The following is a 15,121-nucleotide window of genomic DNA, read 5'->3' as shown; positions in this document are numbered from 1 at the left end:
AAGGATGGATATCAATGGCAGACGTATTCGAGTATAAGATCGTTGTGAGCGAAGAGGACGACGAGACGGATGAGCAGACGCTCAACACCCACGGCGCGGATGGCTGGGAGCTGGTCAACGCGGTCGCGGATGTGCGCGCCACCGAAGACGGCGGCGAAGGTGACGACGATGTGGACGACAGCGTCCCGGTCACCGTGTTCTACTTCAAGCGACGACGGGGTTAAAGAACAGCCATGAGTATCCTAGTTGGTAAAGACACCAAGGTCATCGTCCAGGGAATCACCGGCCGCGAGGGCGAGTTCCATACGACGCAGATGATCTCTTACGGCACCAATGTGGTCGGCGGCGTCACGCCCGGCAAGGGCGGCCAGACGATTCAGGGCGTTCCCGTCTTCAACACCGTGAAGGAAGCCGTCGAGGAGACGGGGGCCAACGCCTCCTGTATCTTCGTCCCGGCCCGCTTCGCGGCGGACGGTATCCTGGAAGCGGTCGATGCGGGTGTGGACTTCATCGTCTGCATCACCGAAGGCATTCCGATCCAGGACGAGATCAAGGCGGTCAACGTCGTCAAGACGTCGAAGTCGCGCCTCCTCGGCCCGAACTGTCCCGGCATTCTGACCGTGGGCGAGTGCAAGATCGGCATCACGCCGGCGAGCATCTTCACCCCCGGCCCGATCGGGATCGTCTCGCGCTCCGGCACCCTGACCTACGAAGCGGTTGACGCGCTCACCCGCGCCGGCCTCGGACAGACCACTTGCGTCGGCGTCGGCGGCGATCCGATGCCCGGAACCCGGTTCATCGACGTCCTCCCGCTCTTTGAAGCGGATCCGGCCACCACCGCCGTCGTCATGTGCGGCGAGGTCGGCGGCTCGGACGAAGAGATCGCGGCCGAGTACATCAAGACCATGACCAAGCCAGTTATCGGTTTCATCGCCGGTCTCACCGCGCCTCCCGGAAAGCGCATGGGCCACGCCGGCGCCATCATCTCCGGCTCCAGCGGCGGCCCGCAAGCGAAAGTCGACGCCCTCAAAGCCGCCGGCGTCCGCATGGCGGAATCCACGGCGGACATTCCGGGGTTGGTGAAGCAGGCGCTGGGGCTGTAAGCCACACGCGAATTCTCGATTACACACAACAGCGGCGTCCGGTTGAAAAACCGGGCGCCGCTGTTGTGTGTTGGAGAGTGTTCGGGGACGCCTTAAGCGGCCTTGCTCATCGACAGCCGTGTGAGCGGCGCGGAGACCTGGGAGTGATTGTCGAGAGATTTTACCGTAAATTGGGATACGGCGGATTCCAGCTCCTGAGCGATTCCCGCGAGCTCTTGTGACGAGGCCGACAGCTCCTCAACAGAGGCGCTTTGCTGGGCCGTCGCGTCGGAGACGGTGGTGACGGACGCGGAGACCTCTTCGGCCGACGCCGACATCTGCTCGGCCGCCGCGCTGCTTTCCTCGACGATCGCGGCGACTTCGGTGATCGTTCTCGACACTTCGTCCGAGGAGAGCGCCATATTGTCCGCCGCCACGCTGATGCGCCGCACGCGCTCGGTGACGCTGGAGACTACCGCCTGGATTCGCGTCAGCGCCTCGCCGGCTTCCTCCGCCAGAGCCGCACCCGAGGACACTTCTCGGGTTCCCGCCTCCATGGCCGTCACCGCCTGGGCCGTGCCGGACTGCACTTCACGGATGAGCGAGCCAATTTCCCGGGTGGCCGATGCGGAGCGTTCCGCCAGCTTGCGGACTTCGTCCGCGACGACCGCGAAGCCGCGCCCGGATTCTCCGGCCCGGGCCGCCTCAATGGCGGCGTTGAGCGCGAGCAGATTGGTCTGCTCGGCGATCTGTTCGATGGTGGCGACAATCCCGCCGATACGGACAGAGACATCGCCGAGCGCCTGGATGGCTTTTGCCGACTGCGATACCGTTTGTTCGATTCGCTTCATGCCCGCCACGGTCCGCTCCACGGTCGACGCGCCGTTCGCCGCCTCGCCGTTGGCGTCGGCGGCCGCCTGCGCGCCGTTTTCGGCGTCACGGGCGACGCTCAGCACGGCGGCGGTCAAATCCTTCACCTGCGCGGCGGCCGAGGACACGGCGCTCGCCTGCGCGGTCGCTCCCTGCGCCACTTCGCTCGCGCCGCGAGCCGATTGATCCGAAGCCTCGGCGACTTCCTGCATCGTCGACGAAATCTCCTCGGTGGAGGCGCCGACCTGTCGGCTCGTCGCCGCGAGCGTTCCGGACGCGGACGCAACCTGCTGGGCGGAGCGCTGCAAGCCGCGAACCAGGACCGCGAGCGATTCTTGGGAGGCGTGGAAGGCGCCGATGGTCGTCTGCACCTTGTCCAGCATGGCGTTAAACGTACCGGCCATCTGCCCGAACTCATCCCGGGTATCCAGAGTCAGCCGCTGGGCGCTGACCTTGGCTTCGGCGGTGAGATCGCCTCGCGCCAGGGCTTCGACACCGCTGGCGAGACTGGTCAAATCACTGCTTTCCAGTTGAGTCAGCCGACCGGAGACCTGGGTGAGCGTCCCCACCATATAGCGCGTGATGACGATACAAACGGCGATGCTGACCAGCAGCGACAGGGCCAGCAATCCCAGGATCACACTGACTCCGCTTCGGTGCGTCGCCTCGATCCGTCGGCCGTACCACTCGCCGTGGCGGCGGTTCCATTCCGCCATCATCGTTCGCTGTGAGGTGACCGCCGCAAACTGATCGTCCATCGGTCCATTCAGCAGCCCGACGGCGTCCTGGGTCCGGTTGGCCCGGCTGACGGCGATCAGCGCATCGGTCCCGGACGCATATTTTTCCCAGTTCGCCTTCAGCGTTTCGTAGTTGTGCTGGTCGGCGGCGTCATCCACGGCGACGGAGTAAGCCTCCAGCGCCGTCTTGGCGTCGGCCTGCTCGCCGGCCATTTCCTTTTCCAGATCGTCCTTGTCCGACTTCTTCGTGGCCAGCACGTGCTGGAACTCCGCGATCCGGAGACGGCGCGAGGATTCATTGAACTGGGCCAGCGCCTCCACGCCGTCAAGAGAACTCGCGATGATATTCCGTGAGACGGAGCTCGCCTGAGCCAGACGCAGGATGGCGACGCCGCTGGCGGCGGCGCTGAGAAGAATGCAGAGGCCGAAGCCAAGGGCCAGCTTGTTGCCGGTCTTCAGGTTACGGAAATAGGGTGTCACGTCAGCGGTTCCTTTTCAACAATGCGACAACATCCAAAGGGCAACACAAATCATCCGGGGCGGTGGACAAAATTGCGGCATGCGTTAAAGGTATTGTCGGCGATTGTCAACAGAACTTTAGCGGATCATGGGCGGTTCTCGGGCGGCCTGCCGAGCGTCATGGCGTTCACGAAAACCTGCACCACGGACCGCTTCAGATTGCTCTTTTTCACCAATAGGCCCGTCGGCCGCAAAAACGTATCGCCCTCGGTAAACGGCACGGCCACGAGCGCGCCTTCGCGCACTTCCTGCCGGATGGTGTCCGCCGGGACTACGCTCACGCCGTTGCCGATCTCCACGATGCTCTTGATCGTCTCGATGTTATCGAATGTGCTGGTGAGGCGCACGCGCGCGCCGGCGCGCTGAAGACGGGCTTCGATAAGCTTGCGCGTGGGGATATCATTGTCGAAGCCGATGAACGCGACGCCGTCCAAATCCTTGAGGGCGACGGACGCGCGTCCGGCCAGCGGATGCTCGGGCGCGCAGATCAGCACCATCTCCTCCTCGCTGAACAGAAATGTCTCCAGGCCGCGCTTAGCGACCGGGCAGGCGACGATGCCGATGTCCACCGAGTCGTCCATGACTTCCCGGTAGATCTCCTCGGTCTGCTGGTATTGCAGATGTACATTAACTTTGGGGTGCGCGGCGAGAAACGGTTTGAGACGCGGCGGGAGGGCGTGCAGGCCCACGGAGTAGACGGTCGCGACACGGATCGTGCCCCCGACTTCGTCGCCGCTGTTGCGCAGCAGCGCGTCGAGCGCGTTCGCTTCGCGCAGCAGCCGCTTGGCGCCGTCGTAGAGCAGCTGGCCGGCGGGGGTGGGGGTGACGCCGCCGCGGCCCTGGCCCCGGTCGATCAGGGACCGGCCGTATTCGCGCTCCAGCGCGCGCAGGCGCTGGCTGACCGCCGACTGCGAGACGAAGTTGCGCTCGGCGGCGCGCGAGAAGCTCTGCGCTTCCACGAGATCGCAAAAGAGTTTCAGTGTTTCTATCTGTAAAATATTAGCCATGCTTATAATAAGTATGATATCATTTCATTTTACATTTTGCAACCCCGATGGTATACTAGGTTCGTTTAATGGTTTGCCGAAAGGACTGTGACGATGGCTTCCTCAATACCCGTCTCGAACGAGGCGACGAACACGCGAGGGCTGCGTGACCCGTATTTATGGCATAAGCTGCACTCGCTCTCAGGGATCCTGCCGATCGGCATCTTCTTGATGCAGCACTTGATCGCCAACTCCTACGCCCTGCGCGGTCCGGGCGCGTTCGAAACGGTGGTCAAGGTCTTTGGTTATCTGCCCTTTGTGGCGATTCTGGAGATTGTGATCATCTATATCCCGATTTTGTATCATGGGATCTACGGTATCTTTATCGCGGCGCACGGGCAGCAGAATCTCGGCAGTTACAGCTACGGTCGGAACTGGATGTACTTCCTCCAGCGCATCAGCGGCGTGATCGCATTTTTCTACATCGGCTTCCACGTTTGGAATACGAGCCTTCAGCGTTACTTCCTGGAGTGGCAGGGCTCGCCCGATCCCGGAAAAGCGATCGGCTGGGAATCCATGGCCGGGCAGTTCGCGGACCCGCTGTTCTTCGCGTTCTATGTGATCGGAATCACGGCGACGGTGTTCCACTTCGCGAATGGCATCTGGAACTTCTGTATCCGCTGGGGCGTCACGATCTCGCCGCGTTCGCAGAAAATCAGCGCTTATGTCTGCGCGGGGATCTTCGCGGTCTTTACTTTGATTGGACTGGCGACGGCCAACCGCTTCCGTGTGGCGGGCCTGAACCATGAACGGGCCGCGATTTCCGCGCCGGGCGCGGCGACTAAGGTCGCGAGGGGATAATTATGGCGACAGTAGCGACAAATACAAAACCCAAAGTCATCGTCGTCGGCGGCGGACTGGGCGGCTTGATGACTTCGGTGAAGATCGCCGAAGCGGGCGTCCCCGTCGATCTCTTCAGCTTTGTTCCCGTCAAGCGCAGCCATTCGGTCTGCGCGCAGGGCGGCATCAACGGCGCCGTCAACACCAAGGGCGAGGGCGACTCGCCCTACGAGCACCTGGACGACACCGTCTACGGCGGCGACTTCCTGGCGAACCAGCCGCCCGTCAAGCACATGGCGGACAACGCGCCGGGCATCATCAACCTGCTCGACCGTATGGGCGTCATGTTCAACCGCACCGGCGAAGGTCTGCTGGACTTCCGGCGCTTCGGCGGCACCAAGCACCACCGCACGGCCTACGCCGGCGCCACGACCGGGCAGCAGCTTTTGTACGCGCTGGACGAGCAGGCGCGGCGGCATGAAGTCGCGGGCGAGATCACCAAGCACGAATTCTGGGAGTTTCTGGGGATCGTGAAGGACGATGACGGCGTCTGCAAAGGCATCGTCGCGCAGGACCTGCGCACGATGAAGATCGAGACCTTCCGCGCCGACGCCGTGGTGCTCGCCACGGGCGGCCCCGGCATCGTGTACAACCGTTCGACCAACTCCGTCATGAACACCGGCACCGCCGCCGCCGCCGTCTATCAGCAGGGCGCGCGCTATGCTAACGGCGAGTTTATTCAGGTCCATCCGACCGCGATTCCCGGTCAGGATAAGCTGCGCCTGATGTCCGAATCGGCGCGCGGCGAGGGCGGCCGCGTGTGGGTTCCGCGCAAACCGGGCGATCCGCGACGCGGCGAGGATATCCCCGAGAGCGAGCGCCTTTACTTCCTGGAAGAGAAGTATCCCGCGTACGGCAACCTCGTTCCTCGCGACATCGCGACCCGCGAGATCTTCGCCAAGTGCGTCGATGAAAAGATGGGCGTCTGGGGCCAGAACCAAGTCTATCTCGACCTGACCCATCTGGACAAGAAGCTGATCGACATCAAGCTCGGCGGCATTCTGGAGATCTACGAGAAGTTCATTGGCGAAGACCCGCGCACCACGCCGATGCGTATCTTCCCCGGCGTCCACTACTCGATGGGCGGCCTCTGGGTCGGCTTCGTGAAGGATGGCAATACCGGCGGCCTCGTCGAAGGCGATCCGCGAAACCAGATGACCAACATCAAGGGGCTCTACGCCGTCGGCGAGTGCGAATACCAGTACCATGGCGCGAACCGACTGGGCGCGAACTCGCTGCTCTCGTGCTTGACCGGCGGCCAGCTCACCGGCCCCGGCGTCGTCAACTACGTCAAGCATCTGAGCAAGAGCGCCGACGACCTGCCGAGCTCGCTCTACGAAACCGCGCTTTCGGATCAGAACCGCAAGTACGAAACGCTGGCGAAGTCCACCGGCGGCGAAAACCCGTACAAGCTGCACGAGGAGCTGGGCGACATCATGACGGACAACGTGACCGTTGTTCGCCACAACGATCGCCTCAAAGTCACCGAAACGAAGATCCAGGAGCTTCAGGAGCGCGTCCACAACGTCTCGATCGCCGATACGTCGAGCTGGACCAATCAGCTGATTCCGTTCACGCGCCAATTGAACAACATGCTACATCTGGCCCGCGTGATCGTGGCCGGCGCTCTGGCCCGCGATGAATCGCGCGGCGCGCACTACAAGCCGGACTTCCCGAATCGCGACGACGAGCGCTTTCTGAAAACGACCATCGCCGAGTTTACCCCCAGCGGCCCGCGACTTTCTTACGAAGAAGTCGACACCACGCTGATCAAGCCCCGCCTTCGCAACTACGCGGCGGAAAAGAACGAAGGCGACGCGGTCGAAGAGAAGCAGCCGGAAAAGATCGTCGTGAATACGACGACCGCGAATGGGACGAACGGCGCCAACGGCACAGAGGCGAAAGCTGCTGGCGACAGCGGCGACGCGCTTAGCACCCGGCCCCCGGCGGCGCGGCAGGATCTGTAGGAGGCCCTCACCCCCCGGCCCCCTCTCCCAAAATTGGGAGAGGGGGAGTCAGAGTTTTTAAGTGATAAGATTTTAGATCGAAAATCCTGAATCCAACCCTCTCCTAGAATTGGGAGAGGGTGGCGCGGAGCGCCGGGTGAGGGCCTTTCTGCGGCAATTGAAGAGAGACAAACAAGATGGCGGACGCAAAGACAATTCTCGTCAAAATCAAGCGGCGTAAGGATCAGAACTCCGCTCCCTACTGGGAGGAGTTCGCGGTCCCGCATCAGCCGAATATGAACGTGATCTCGCTCCTGATGGAGATCCGCAAGAATCCCGTCACCAGTGACGGCAAGCAGACGACCGCGCCGGTTTGGGATATGAACTGCCTGGAGAACGTCTGCGGCTCCTGCACCATGGTCATGAACGGCCGGGTCGGACAGAGCTGCGCGACTCTGGTGGCGAACCTTCAGCAGCCGATCACGCTGGAGCCGATGACCAAGTTCCCTACTGTGAAGGACTTGATCGTGGACCGCTCCCGGATGTTCGAGAACCTGAAGAAGATCCGAGGCTGGATCCCGATCGACGGAACCTATGATCTGGGACCTGGACCGCGCATGAACGAACGGGACCGGCAGGAAGCCTATGAGTTTTCGCAGTGTATGACCTGCGGCAGCTGCCTGGAAGCCTGCCCTCAGGTCAATGAGCACTCGAACTTCATCGGCCCGGCAGCAATCGGTCAGGTACGCCTGTTCAACAGCCACCCGACCGGGCATATGAACGCCGACGAGCGGCTGGAGGCGATTGGCGGATCGGACGGAGTGACGTCGTGCGGCAACGCGCAGAACTGCGTCAAAGTTTGCCCCAAGAACATTCCGCTCACCGACGCCATCGCCGAGATGCACCGCGACGTCACATTGTTCAAGATCAAGCGCTTCTTCCGAGGCAAGTAAGAACGCATTGGGTAGAATACGGGCGGGGCGCAAACGCCCCGCCCGTTTTGCCGACAAGAATACACAAACCATCGCCGCCGGCGATGATGGAGGTTGGAATATGGCCGCTTCGCTGCCGCTGAAATTGGATTACGGATATCTCGCTCCCGACGTGGATCTGGACGAGGTGCAATCATGGCAAGATCAAGTGGACCTGGCGCACAAGAAGGTGACGCAGGGCGGCGGGCTGGGGGATGAGTACCTCGGCTGGGTGGACCCCGGCAAGATCGTTAGCGAGGACGAAGTGGCGACGATCAAGACGCTGGCGGCCGGTATCCGCGAAAGTTCGGATTATCTGGTCTCGATCGGCATCGGCGGCTCTTATCTGGGCGCCCGCGCTGTGATCGAAGCGCTTGGAGCGGGCGACGGTCCGGAAGTGGTTTACGCCGGCAATTCGCTTTCGGCGTTCGATCATGACCGCCTGCTGCGCAAACTTGACGGCAAGAAGTTCTCGATCAACGCGATCTCCAAGTCCGGCACCACCACCGAACCCGCCGTCGCGTTTCGCCTGTTCCGAGACCTGCTGACGCGTCAGGTCGGCGCCGAGGAAGCCCGTAAAAAGATCGTCGCCACCACCGACGCCGCGAAGGGCGCCCTGCGCAAATTCGCCGATGAAGAGGGCTACGCCACGCTGAAGATCGCCGACGATGTCGGCGGCCGCTATTCGGTCCTCAGCCCCGTCGGCCTGCTGCCGATCGCCGTTGCCGGCATCGATATCGACGGCCTGCTGGCCGGCGCGCGCGATGTCGCGGCCGCCACGAACAGCACGGATGTCACCAAGAACCCGGCGTATTTCTACGCCGCCGCGCGCAACTTGCTCTACCGCAAGGGATACTCCACGGAGATCTTCGCCTCATTCGAGCCGCGCCTGCATTACGTCGCCGAGTGGTGGAAGCAGCTCTTTGGCGAAAGCGAAGGCAAGAGCCACATCTCCCTGTTCCCCGCCGCCGTCGAACTGACCACGGACCTGCACTCCATGGGCCAGTGGATCCAGGAAGGCCGCCGCAACATCATCGAGACCTTCGTTATTCTCGACGGCGGCGAACCCGAAGTCCTGATTCCGCCGTCGGACAGCGACCTCGACGAGCTCGGTTATCTCCAGGGCAAATCGCTGCAATATGTCAACGAAGCCGCCTACAAGGCCACGGCGCTCGCGCACCGCGACGGCGGCGTGCCCAACAGCACCGTACACCTTTCGCAGCTCGACGCTTATTCCCTCGGCGCATTGATCTACTTCTTCGAGCGCGCCTGCGGCGTATCGGGCTACCTGGGCGGCATCAATCCGTTCAATCAGCCCGGCGTCGAAGCGTACAAAAAGAACATGTTCGCGCTGCTCGGCAAGCCCAAGTTCGAGCAGGCGACCCAGGAAGTCCAGGCGCGGCTGAAGGCGCAGAGCGCGGATACGGTGGTCGGGTTCTGATCCCATCTCTCCCCGCGCGAGTTATTGGCGGAGTGCGAAGAATAGAAAATTGGCCCGTTACCTCGATCAAGGTAACGGGCCATTTGCGTTTTGCCACACAAAAAGACCTGTGACGCCTATCATGATGAGCGTTCCCTTTCCCGCCCGAAGGGCTGAAGCAGGGAAAGGGGAAATTGAGCCTTAGCTCGATGGAGGGATAGGCGCTCAAATCCTTGCCCCCGTAAACTTTTACTGTGATTTCGCCTCCCTTCGTGGAATAACTACCTCGGTATTGTCAAAGTCCGGTAGTTTTTCCAGTAAGGAGTTCGTGTGGCAGTCACAACAGGAGTACAGTCTCAGGGGACGGGCGGCGCGCCCTCCGGCATCATGGGTTTCTTCGCCAAAGCGGCGCAGCAAACCGATATCGCCATGGCCCTGGCGCTGATCGGCATGATCGCGATGCTGATTTTGCCGCTGCCCGAGGCGCTTCTGGACTTAGGTCTGGTGCTCAACCTCGCGGGCGCCGTTCTCATCCTTCTCACCTCGCTTTACACGACCGAACCGCTGCAATTCTCCGTTTTTCCCGCATTGCTCCTGGTCACAACGCTGTTCCGACTGGCCCTGGAAGTCTCGGCGATGAAGCTGATCATCGGCACCGGGTCGGCCGGGCATGTGATCAAGACATTCGGCGAAGTCGTCATTGGCGGCAACTACGTCGTGGGGATCATTGTTTTCCTGCTGCTGGTCGTCGTGCAGTTCGTCGTCATTACGGCCGGCGCCGGGCGCGTGGCGGAAGTCGCGGCGCGCTTTACGCTGGACGCGATGCCGGGCAAGCAGATGGCGATCGACGCGGACCTCAACGCCGGCGTCATCACCCAGGATCAGGCCCGCGACCGGCGCAAAGCGGTCGGCCAGGAAGCGGACTTTTACGGCGCGATGGACGGCGCCAATAAGTTCGTTCGCGGCGACGCAATCGCGGCGATCGTCATCATCGTTCTGAATATTATCGGCGGCTTCGCGATGGGCCTGAGCAAGGGCGAAGATGTCGTCCAGGTCCTGCAAAAGTATACGATCCTCACCGTCGGCGAAGGTCTGGTGGCTCAGATCCCGGCGCTGCTGATCTCGACCTCGGCGGGTCTGATGGTGACCCGGGCGGCGTCGGACACGGCGATGGGCGGCGACATCGCCCGCCAGTTGTTCACTTCGCCGCGCCCATTGATCATCGCCGGCTGTCTGGTGCTGCTGTTCATTCCTTTTGGCTTCCCTGCTCCGCAAACGCTTCTCGTGGCCGGCATTCTGGGCGGGACCGGCTTTATGCTGATTGCCAACGAGAAAAAGGCCGTGGCCGTGGCGCACGAAAACGCGATCGCCGCCGCCGCGCCCAAACCGCTCGCCGCGACAACGCCGCAAAGTCTGCTTCCGCTGCTCAATGTTGATGTGTTGGAGCTCAATTTTGGGTATGGACTATTAGGTTTGGTGGACCAGGCCGCCGGCGGCGATCTGCTCGACCGAATCACGATGATCCGGCAAAAAACAGCCCTGGAACTGGGACTTGTGATCCCAACGGTGCGTATCCGGGACGACCTGCATCTTCGCTCGAACGACTATACGATCAAGCTGAAGGGCGCCAGCGTCGCCAGCGGAACGGTCCATCCCAGTTCGATCATGCTGATCGATCCCGGCGTCGTCATCGATCCGATCGTCGACGGCATCCCGACCCGGGAGCCCGCCTTCGGCGTGCCGGCCCAGTGGGTTCCGAAAGCGATGCGCGATCGCGCCGAGATGGCGGGCTACACAGTTGTCGACCCTTCGTCGGTGATCACGACGCATCTCGCGGAAGTGATCAAGAGCTACGCGGCGGAGATTATCACCCGCCAGGATTCGCAGGCGCTGATCGAGCATATCCGCCAGGCAAACTCGGCGGTTGTGGAAGAGTTGATCCCGGCGCTGATGAGCGTCGGCGAGGTCCAGAAGGTCTTGCAGCACCTGCTGCGCGAACGGATCTCTATCCGGGACATGGTCACGATTTTGGAAACTCTGGCGGACAACGCGTCAAAGACCAAAGACATGGATATGCTCGGCGAATGGGTGCGCGCCGCGCTGGCCCGCTCCATCTGCCGCCAGTATGTGGATGAAAGCTCCGGAACCCTGCATGCGCTCACGCTGGATCCCCAGCTGGAGCAGACTCTGATGGAGGCGGTGGTGCCGGGCTCGCCCGCGCTGTCGCTGGAGCCATCGGTCGCCCGAGAGTTTTTAAGGTCGCTGGGACAGCACGTAGAGCGCATGGCGGCTCTTGGCTACCAGCAGCCGCTCCTGATCTGCATGGCGGCCCTTCGCCTGCCGCTTCGCCGTTTGACCGAACGTTCTCTTCCGCAGCTGGTCATTCTTTCGTATCACGAAATCGTCCCGAACACGGATGTCCGCGCCGTCGGTTCGGTAACAGGAACAGAACATGCCTAATTTGCTCTTTGCCAGTCAACGGACCGCACTTGCGGACTCCCGCCAAGATCGCAGAGCCAAACCTGCTATGCGCGTTAAATCAATCACCGGCGCGACGATCGCGCAATGTCTGCTTCAAGCGAAGATGGAACTGGGCTCGGACGCCGTCATTCTGAGCAAACGCTCGGTCCGAAAGGGCGGCTTCTTCGGACTGGGCGGCAAAAATATGATCGAGGTCACGTTCGGCGTCTCGGACGACGGCGCGCGTGACGATCAAGCGAGCGCCGGTTATATCCAAAAGCTGGAATCGCAGATCGCGACTCTCTCGACCAGCGTCCAGGCGCTCGTCGACTCTTCGGGAAAGCGCAAGGCCGGCGATTATCCCCCGGTCGGCGCCATTGAGCCCGACGGCATGATCGGCGACTTGATCAGCCGGCGCGGGCGCGGCAAGGCCGCCGAACCTGGCCAGCAGGACGCCTACGCCGCGCTGGCCCGCCAGCTTCTCGACGCCGATATCGCGCCGCCGCTCGTGCGCCAGATGATCGCTGAGCTCCCCATGGGCCTCAGCACCGGAGCCGCCACCAGTGAGATGCGCACGCAGATCTCGCAAAAGCTCCTGATCGCGAACCGCGTCGAGATCCAGCCCGGGGGCAAGCTTCGCGTCCTGGCCTTCGTCGGCACCACGGGCGTCGGCAAGACCACCACCATCGCCAAGCTCGCCGCCCAGTACTCCCTGGTCGAGCGCCGCCGGGTGGGGGTCATCACCATGGACACCCAGCGGATCGCCGCCGCCCAGCAGCTCCAGACCTACGGCGACATCCTGCGCGTCCCGGTCCGGATCGCGCATGATAAGGCCGAAATGGTCGCCCAGCTTTCGGATTACGCCCGCGACGGTATGGAGCTTGTCCTGCTCGACACCGCCGGCCGCTCACCCAACGACATATTGCCGCTCGGCGAAACCGCGCAGCTCTTCGACGGCGTCGGCGTCGTCCAGAAATTCCTGGCCGTTCCCGCCACGCTCTCGCCCCGCGACATGGACAACGTCGTCGGCCGCTTCTACAACACCTTCGCACCCGACGCGCTGATCCTGACCAAACTCGACGAAGCCACAGACAGCGCCTGCTTCGGCAAACTGCTCACCGTGCAAGCCAAGTACGCCATCCCACTCGCCTACATCACCACCGGCCAAAAAGTCCCCGACGACATCGCCTTCCCAGACTCCCACGCCATCGCCGCCCGGATTTTGTCAACGGCGATTTTATAAAACGAGCACGTTCACAGATATTTCCAAATAAGAAAAGCCAGCCCCCGAAGGCTGGCTTTTCTTATTTGTGGTAGTCGATCATTTGATCACGCGAACCATGGAGAATGCGTGCAATTTCGATATGGTCCGAATGGACTAAATAATAGATGAGATAGGAGCCGTAAATACTTCGGCGAATGTCGGGATAGATGTGAGAGCAAACAGGACCGGCTTGGGGGAAAGTGGCGATTCGCTCAATAGCCAAGTAGAGCTTCGCGAGAAAACGATCTGCGATCTCTGGATTCTCACGCTCGGCGATGTACAGCCAAATGTCCAGAATATCCGATTTTGCTCGTTCGGACCGGAGGATAGGCAGCAAAATTAATGGCTCTTAGGATGATAGCGTGCGCGGGCTTCAGCAAGCAAAACGTCCAAAGGCTCAAGCGGAGCCGAAGCGCCTGCTGTCAATTCTTCGGCGCCTGCTGTTACTTCCCGTCGAACCCAAGCAATGTATTCCTCATCGGTTTGGTTCAGATGAAATAAGGCGTCCGTAATCACATCCTCCGCCGAAGCATATCGGCCGGATGCTAACCGGTCTTGCACAATCGCCTCCTGTTCCGGTGTGAGTGAAATGGACATACTCTGGGCTCCTCGTGGATTGTCACTATTATACCGCTCAGTCGCTCAAAGGCGTTACCGATTCGCACGCCACTGCTCCTGCGTCAGCGTCCATCCGATCTGACGGAGTTTGCCGGAGACAAACGGAACGTCGTCGGTGATCTTAGTAATCGTCGCTCCCGACTTTTCTTTCAATCGATGCGAGCCGATATTCGCTTCGGCGTTGTTCAGTCTCAAATATGGCATCTCCAGCACATCAAAAGCAAAATCATTCACGGCGGCGACCGCCTCCGTCATGTAGCCTTGCTTCCAATAGGGCTGGCCTATCCAGAAGCCCCGGCTGTCTTCGGGATTCGGCGGCATTAACTCAATCACGCCAATGAGCCGATCGTCGCCGGCCGCCTTGAGCGTGAGCGCCCAGCTATATCGCTCCCCGGCGGCGTTTTTCGCAAGCGCATGCTCCATATACACCTGCGCTCCATTGTCGGGGTAGGGCCACGGGATGACCGCCGCCATATATTGGACGACTTCCCAGTGAGGGAAGAGTTCCTGGATTCGTGGGGCGTCGGATTCGCGAAGTGGACGCAGAATCAGGCGTTGGGTGTTTAGGGTTGGCGTCATTGTAAACCTCAATCCCACCAGAAAAAAATGCTTTGGTTTGCGGCAAGACCTCCCGCCACCAACTTGGCGCATTTTTCGTCATATGTTGCGTATTCAAGACCTTCCTCCGCACGTGGACCGTGGAACGCTTCTTCGATGCGCTCTGGGAACTGAGCGTCGACTTTATCGAACCAGAGCGGTTCGCCCTCTTCATCGACTTCTTCGAACTCGCCAATCCCTTCCGAGCAGAATCGGTATACACTGAGTGCGAACGGAAGCAAGTTTTCTGGGAGAGAGAGGAACTCCATGGAGATCCAATCCGGCCCGGCGCCAAGCAGTCGAATTCCGCAGAGTTCGTCCCAGCTTTTGAGTTGATTGATGATCTCGTCGTTCGTCAGCTCATATGCATAGGTATTGCGGACACGAATCATTTCGTAAAGATCCGACGTTTTCAGCAGGATGAGCTCGTCGCCGGCTCCGCACCCGCGCAGGTCAAGGCGCGAGCTGGCAAACACAAGATATCCTTGCTTCAAGAGCTGGTGTTGCTGATCATGGACGAATCGTTCAGCGCCTTCGCGCTTCAACATCACCGAAATCCCATCGCCGTGCCGCTGCACCCATTCGTCGTCGATTGATTCCGTGATCACAAGACGCTCCAATGGGCGTTGCGAGACTTCCTGAAGCAGCACGCAGACTTGGGGAGAAAATTCAAGACTTTCGGCGAGAGAGATTTCGGCGGCGGCAAGCGTCATTGCATATGTTCCTGAATGATTATTTCTGTCTCTGGAAC

General features: G+C 61.1%; 13 protein-coding genes and 1 pseudogene. 8 read left to right on the top strand and 6 right to left on the bottom strand.

Features of this window, described 5'->3' with window-relative positions:
- The first annotated feature begins 14 nt into the window (after window positions 1-14).
- Together D5261_RS24045 and sucD are read left to right on the top strand one after the other, a co-directional pair.
- Complete coding sequence (locus D5261_RS24045; protein WP_119319589.1) at window positions 15-224, top strand: DUF4177 domain-containing protein; 210 nt, start codon at window positions 15-17, stop codon at window positions 222-224.
- Between the two features lie 9 nt (window positions 225-233).
- Window positions 234-1,103: a succinate--CoA ligase subunit alpha gene (gene sucD, locus D5261_RS24040; RefSeq protein WP_119319590.1), complete on the top strand. Its 870-nt coding sequence runs from the start codon at window positions 234-236 to the stop codon at window positions 1,101-1,103.
- A gap of 92 nt (window positions 1,104-1,195) precedes the next feature.
- On the opposite strand, the gene D5261_RS24035 is transcribed toward sucD, so the two are convergent.
- Entirely contained in the window at window positions 1,196-3,169 is a 1,974-nt protein-coding gene (locus tag D5261_RS24035; protein ID WP_119319591.1) for a methyl-accepting chemotaxis protein, read from the bottom strand.
- A 125-nt stretch (window positions 3,170-3,294) separates the two neighbouring features.
- Entirely contained in the window at window positions 3,295-4,215 is a 921-nt protein-coding gene (locus D5261_RS24030) for a LysR family transcriptional regulator (protein ID WP_119319592.1), read from the bottom strand.
- A gap of 93 nt (window positions 4,216-4,308) precedes the next feature.
- Between D5261_RS24030 and D5261_RS24025 the strand changes: the two genes are divergently transcribed.
- The 6 genes and pseudogenes from D5261_RS24025 to flhF all read left to right on the top strand — a co-directional run bounded on the left by D5261_RS24025 (window position 4,309) and on the right by flhF (window position 13,134).
- The gene (locus tag D5261_RS24025) at window positions 4,309-5,055 is read left to right on the top strand and encodes a succinate dehydrogenase cytochrome b558 subunit (protein WP_119319593.1); all 747 of its coding nucleotides are present in this window, start codon (window positions 4,309-4,311) and stop codon (window positions 5,053-5,055) included.
- 2 nt (window positions 5,056-5,057) lie between these two features.
- Window positions 5,058-6,911, top strand: a pseudogene (gene sdhA, locus D5261_RS24020) (succinate dehydrogenase flavoprotein subunit); the annotation flags it as partial.
- Between the two features lie 326 nt (window positions 6,912-7,237).
- Window positions 7,238-7,993, top strand: a complete 756-nt coding sequence (gene sdhB / locus D5261_RS24015) for a succinate dehydrogenase iron-sulfur subunit (RefSeq protein WP_119319595.1) — start codon at window positions 7,238-7,240, stop codon at window positions 7,991-7,993.
- A gap of 100 nt (window positions 7,994-8,093) precedes the next feature.
- Window positions 8,094-9,452, top strand: coding sequence for a glucose-6-phosphate isomerase (locus D5261_RS24010; protein WP_119319596.1), 1,359 nt, complete (start codon window positions 8,094-8,096; stop codon window positions 9,450-9,452).
- Window positions 9,453-9,761: 309 nt separating this feature from the next.
- Complete coding sequence (gene flhA / locus D5261_RS24005) at window positions 9,762-11,891, top strand: flagellar biosynthesis protein FlhA (protein ID WP_218025488.1); 2,130 nt, start codon at window positions 9,762-9,764, stop codon at window positions 11,889-11,891.
- 67 nt (window positions 11,892-11,958) lie between these two features.
- Window positions 11,959-13,134 (top strand): flagellar biosynthesis GTPase FlhF, encoded by a 1,176-nt coding sequence (flhF, locus tag D5261_RS24000; RefSeq protein ID WP_165863926.1) that lies wholly within the window; start codon window positions 11,959-11,961, stop codon window positions 13,132-13,134.
- 61 nt (window positions 13,135-13,195) lie between these two features.
- Here the strand turns inward: flhF and D5261_RS23995 are convergent, their stop codons facing one another.
- Genes D5261_RS23995 through D5261_RS23980 form a run of 4 tightly spaced genes read right to left on the bottom strand, consistent with a single transcriptional unit; the run spans window position 13,196 to window position 15,083 of the window.
- A complete protein-coding gene (locus tag D5261_RS23995) occupies window positions 13,196-13,492 on the bottom strand; it encodes a type II toxin-antitoxin system RelE/ParE family toxin (RefSeq protein WP_165863927.1) in 297 nt (98 codons plus the stop codon).
- Between the two features lie 2 nt (window positions 13,493-13,494).
- Entirely contained in the window at window positions 13,495-13,752 is a 258-nt protein-coding gene (locus D5261_RS23990) for a ribbon-helix-helix domain-containing protein (protein ID WP_119319600.1), read from the bottom strand.
- A gap of 54 nt (window positions 13,753-13,806) precedes the next feature.
- Window positions 13,807-14,352 carry a GNAT family N-acetyltransferase gene (locus D5261_RS23985; RefSeq protein ID WP_165863928.1) on the bottom strand — a complete coding sequence of 182 codons (546 nt, stop codon included), beginning with the start codon at window positions 14,350-14,352 and terminating at the stop codon, window positions 13,807-13,809.
- An 8-nt stretch (window positions 14,353-14,360) separates the two neighbouring features.
- Window positions 14,361-15,083 (bottom strand): DUF4253 domain-containing protein, encoded by a 723-nt coding sequence (locus D5261_RS23980; RefSeq protein WP_119319602.1) that lies wholly within the window; start codon window positions 15,081-15,083, stop codon window positions 14,361-14,363.
- Between the last annotated feature and the right edge of the window lie 38 nt (window positions 15,084-15,121).

It is taken from the genome of Capsulimonas corticalis (genome assembly GCF_003574315.2).
GTDB lineage: Bacteria > Armatimonadota > Armatimonadia > Armatimonadales > Capsulimonadaceae > Capsulimonas > Capsulimonas corticalis.
This window is presented reverse-complemented; position numbering and strand designations above follow the sequence as displayed.

Excerpts from the sequence above, each read along its gene's own strand:
- D5261_RS24045 (WP_119319589.1), top strand. The coding sequence starts at position 15 with ATGGCAGACGTATTCGAGTATAAGATCGTTGTGAGCGAAGAGGACGAC.
- sucD (WP_119319590.1), top strand. The coding sequence starts at position 234 with ATGAGTATCCTAGTTGGTAAAGACACCAAGGTCATCGTCCAGGGAATC.
- D5261_RS24030 (WP_119319592.1), bottom strand. The coding sequence starts at position 4,215 with ATGGCTAATATTTTACAGATAGAAACACTGAAACTCTTTTGCGATCTC.
- D5261_RS24025 (WP_119319593.1), top strand. The coding sequence starts at position 4,309 with ATGGCTTCCTCAATACCCGTCTCGAACGAGGCGACGAACACGCGAGGG.
- sdhB (WP_119319595.1), top strand. The coding sequence starts at position 7,238 with ATGGCGGACGCAAAGACAATTCTCGTCAAAATCAAGCGGCGTAAGGAT.
- D5261_RS24010 (WP_119319596.1), top strand. The coding sequence starts at position 8,094 with ATGGCCGCTTCGCTGCCGCTGAAATTGGATTACGGATATCTCGCTCCC.
- flhF (WP_165863926.1), top strand. The coding sequence starts at position 11,959 with ATGCGCGTTAAATCAATCACCGGCGCGACGATCGCGCAATGTCTGCTT.
- D5261_RS23990 (WP_119319600.1), bottom strand. The coding sequence starts at position 13,752 with ATGTCCATTTCACTCACACCGGAACAGGAGGCGATTGTGCAAGACCGG.
- D5261_RS23985 (WP_165863928.1), bottom strand. The coding sequence starts at position 14,352 with ATGACGCCAACCCTAAACACCCAACGCCTGATTCTGCGTCCACTTCGC.
- D5261_RS23980 (WP_119319602.1), bottom strand. The coding sequence starts at position 15,083 with ATGACGCTTGCCGCCGCCGAAATCTCTCTCGCCGAAAGTCTTGAATTT.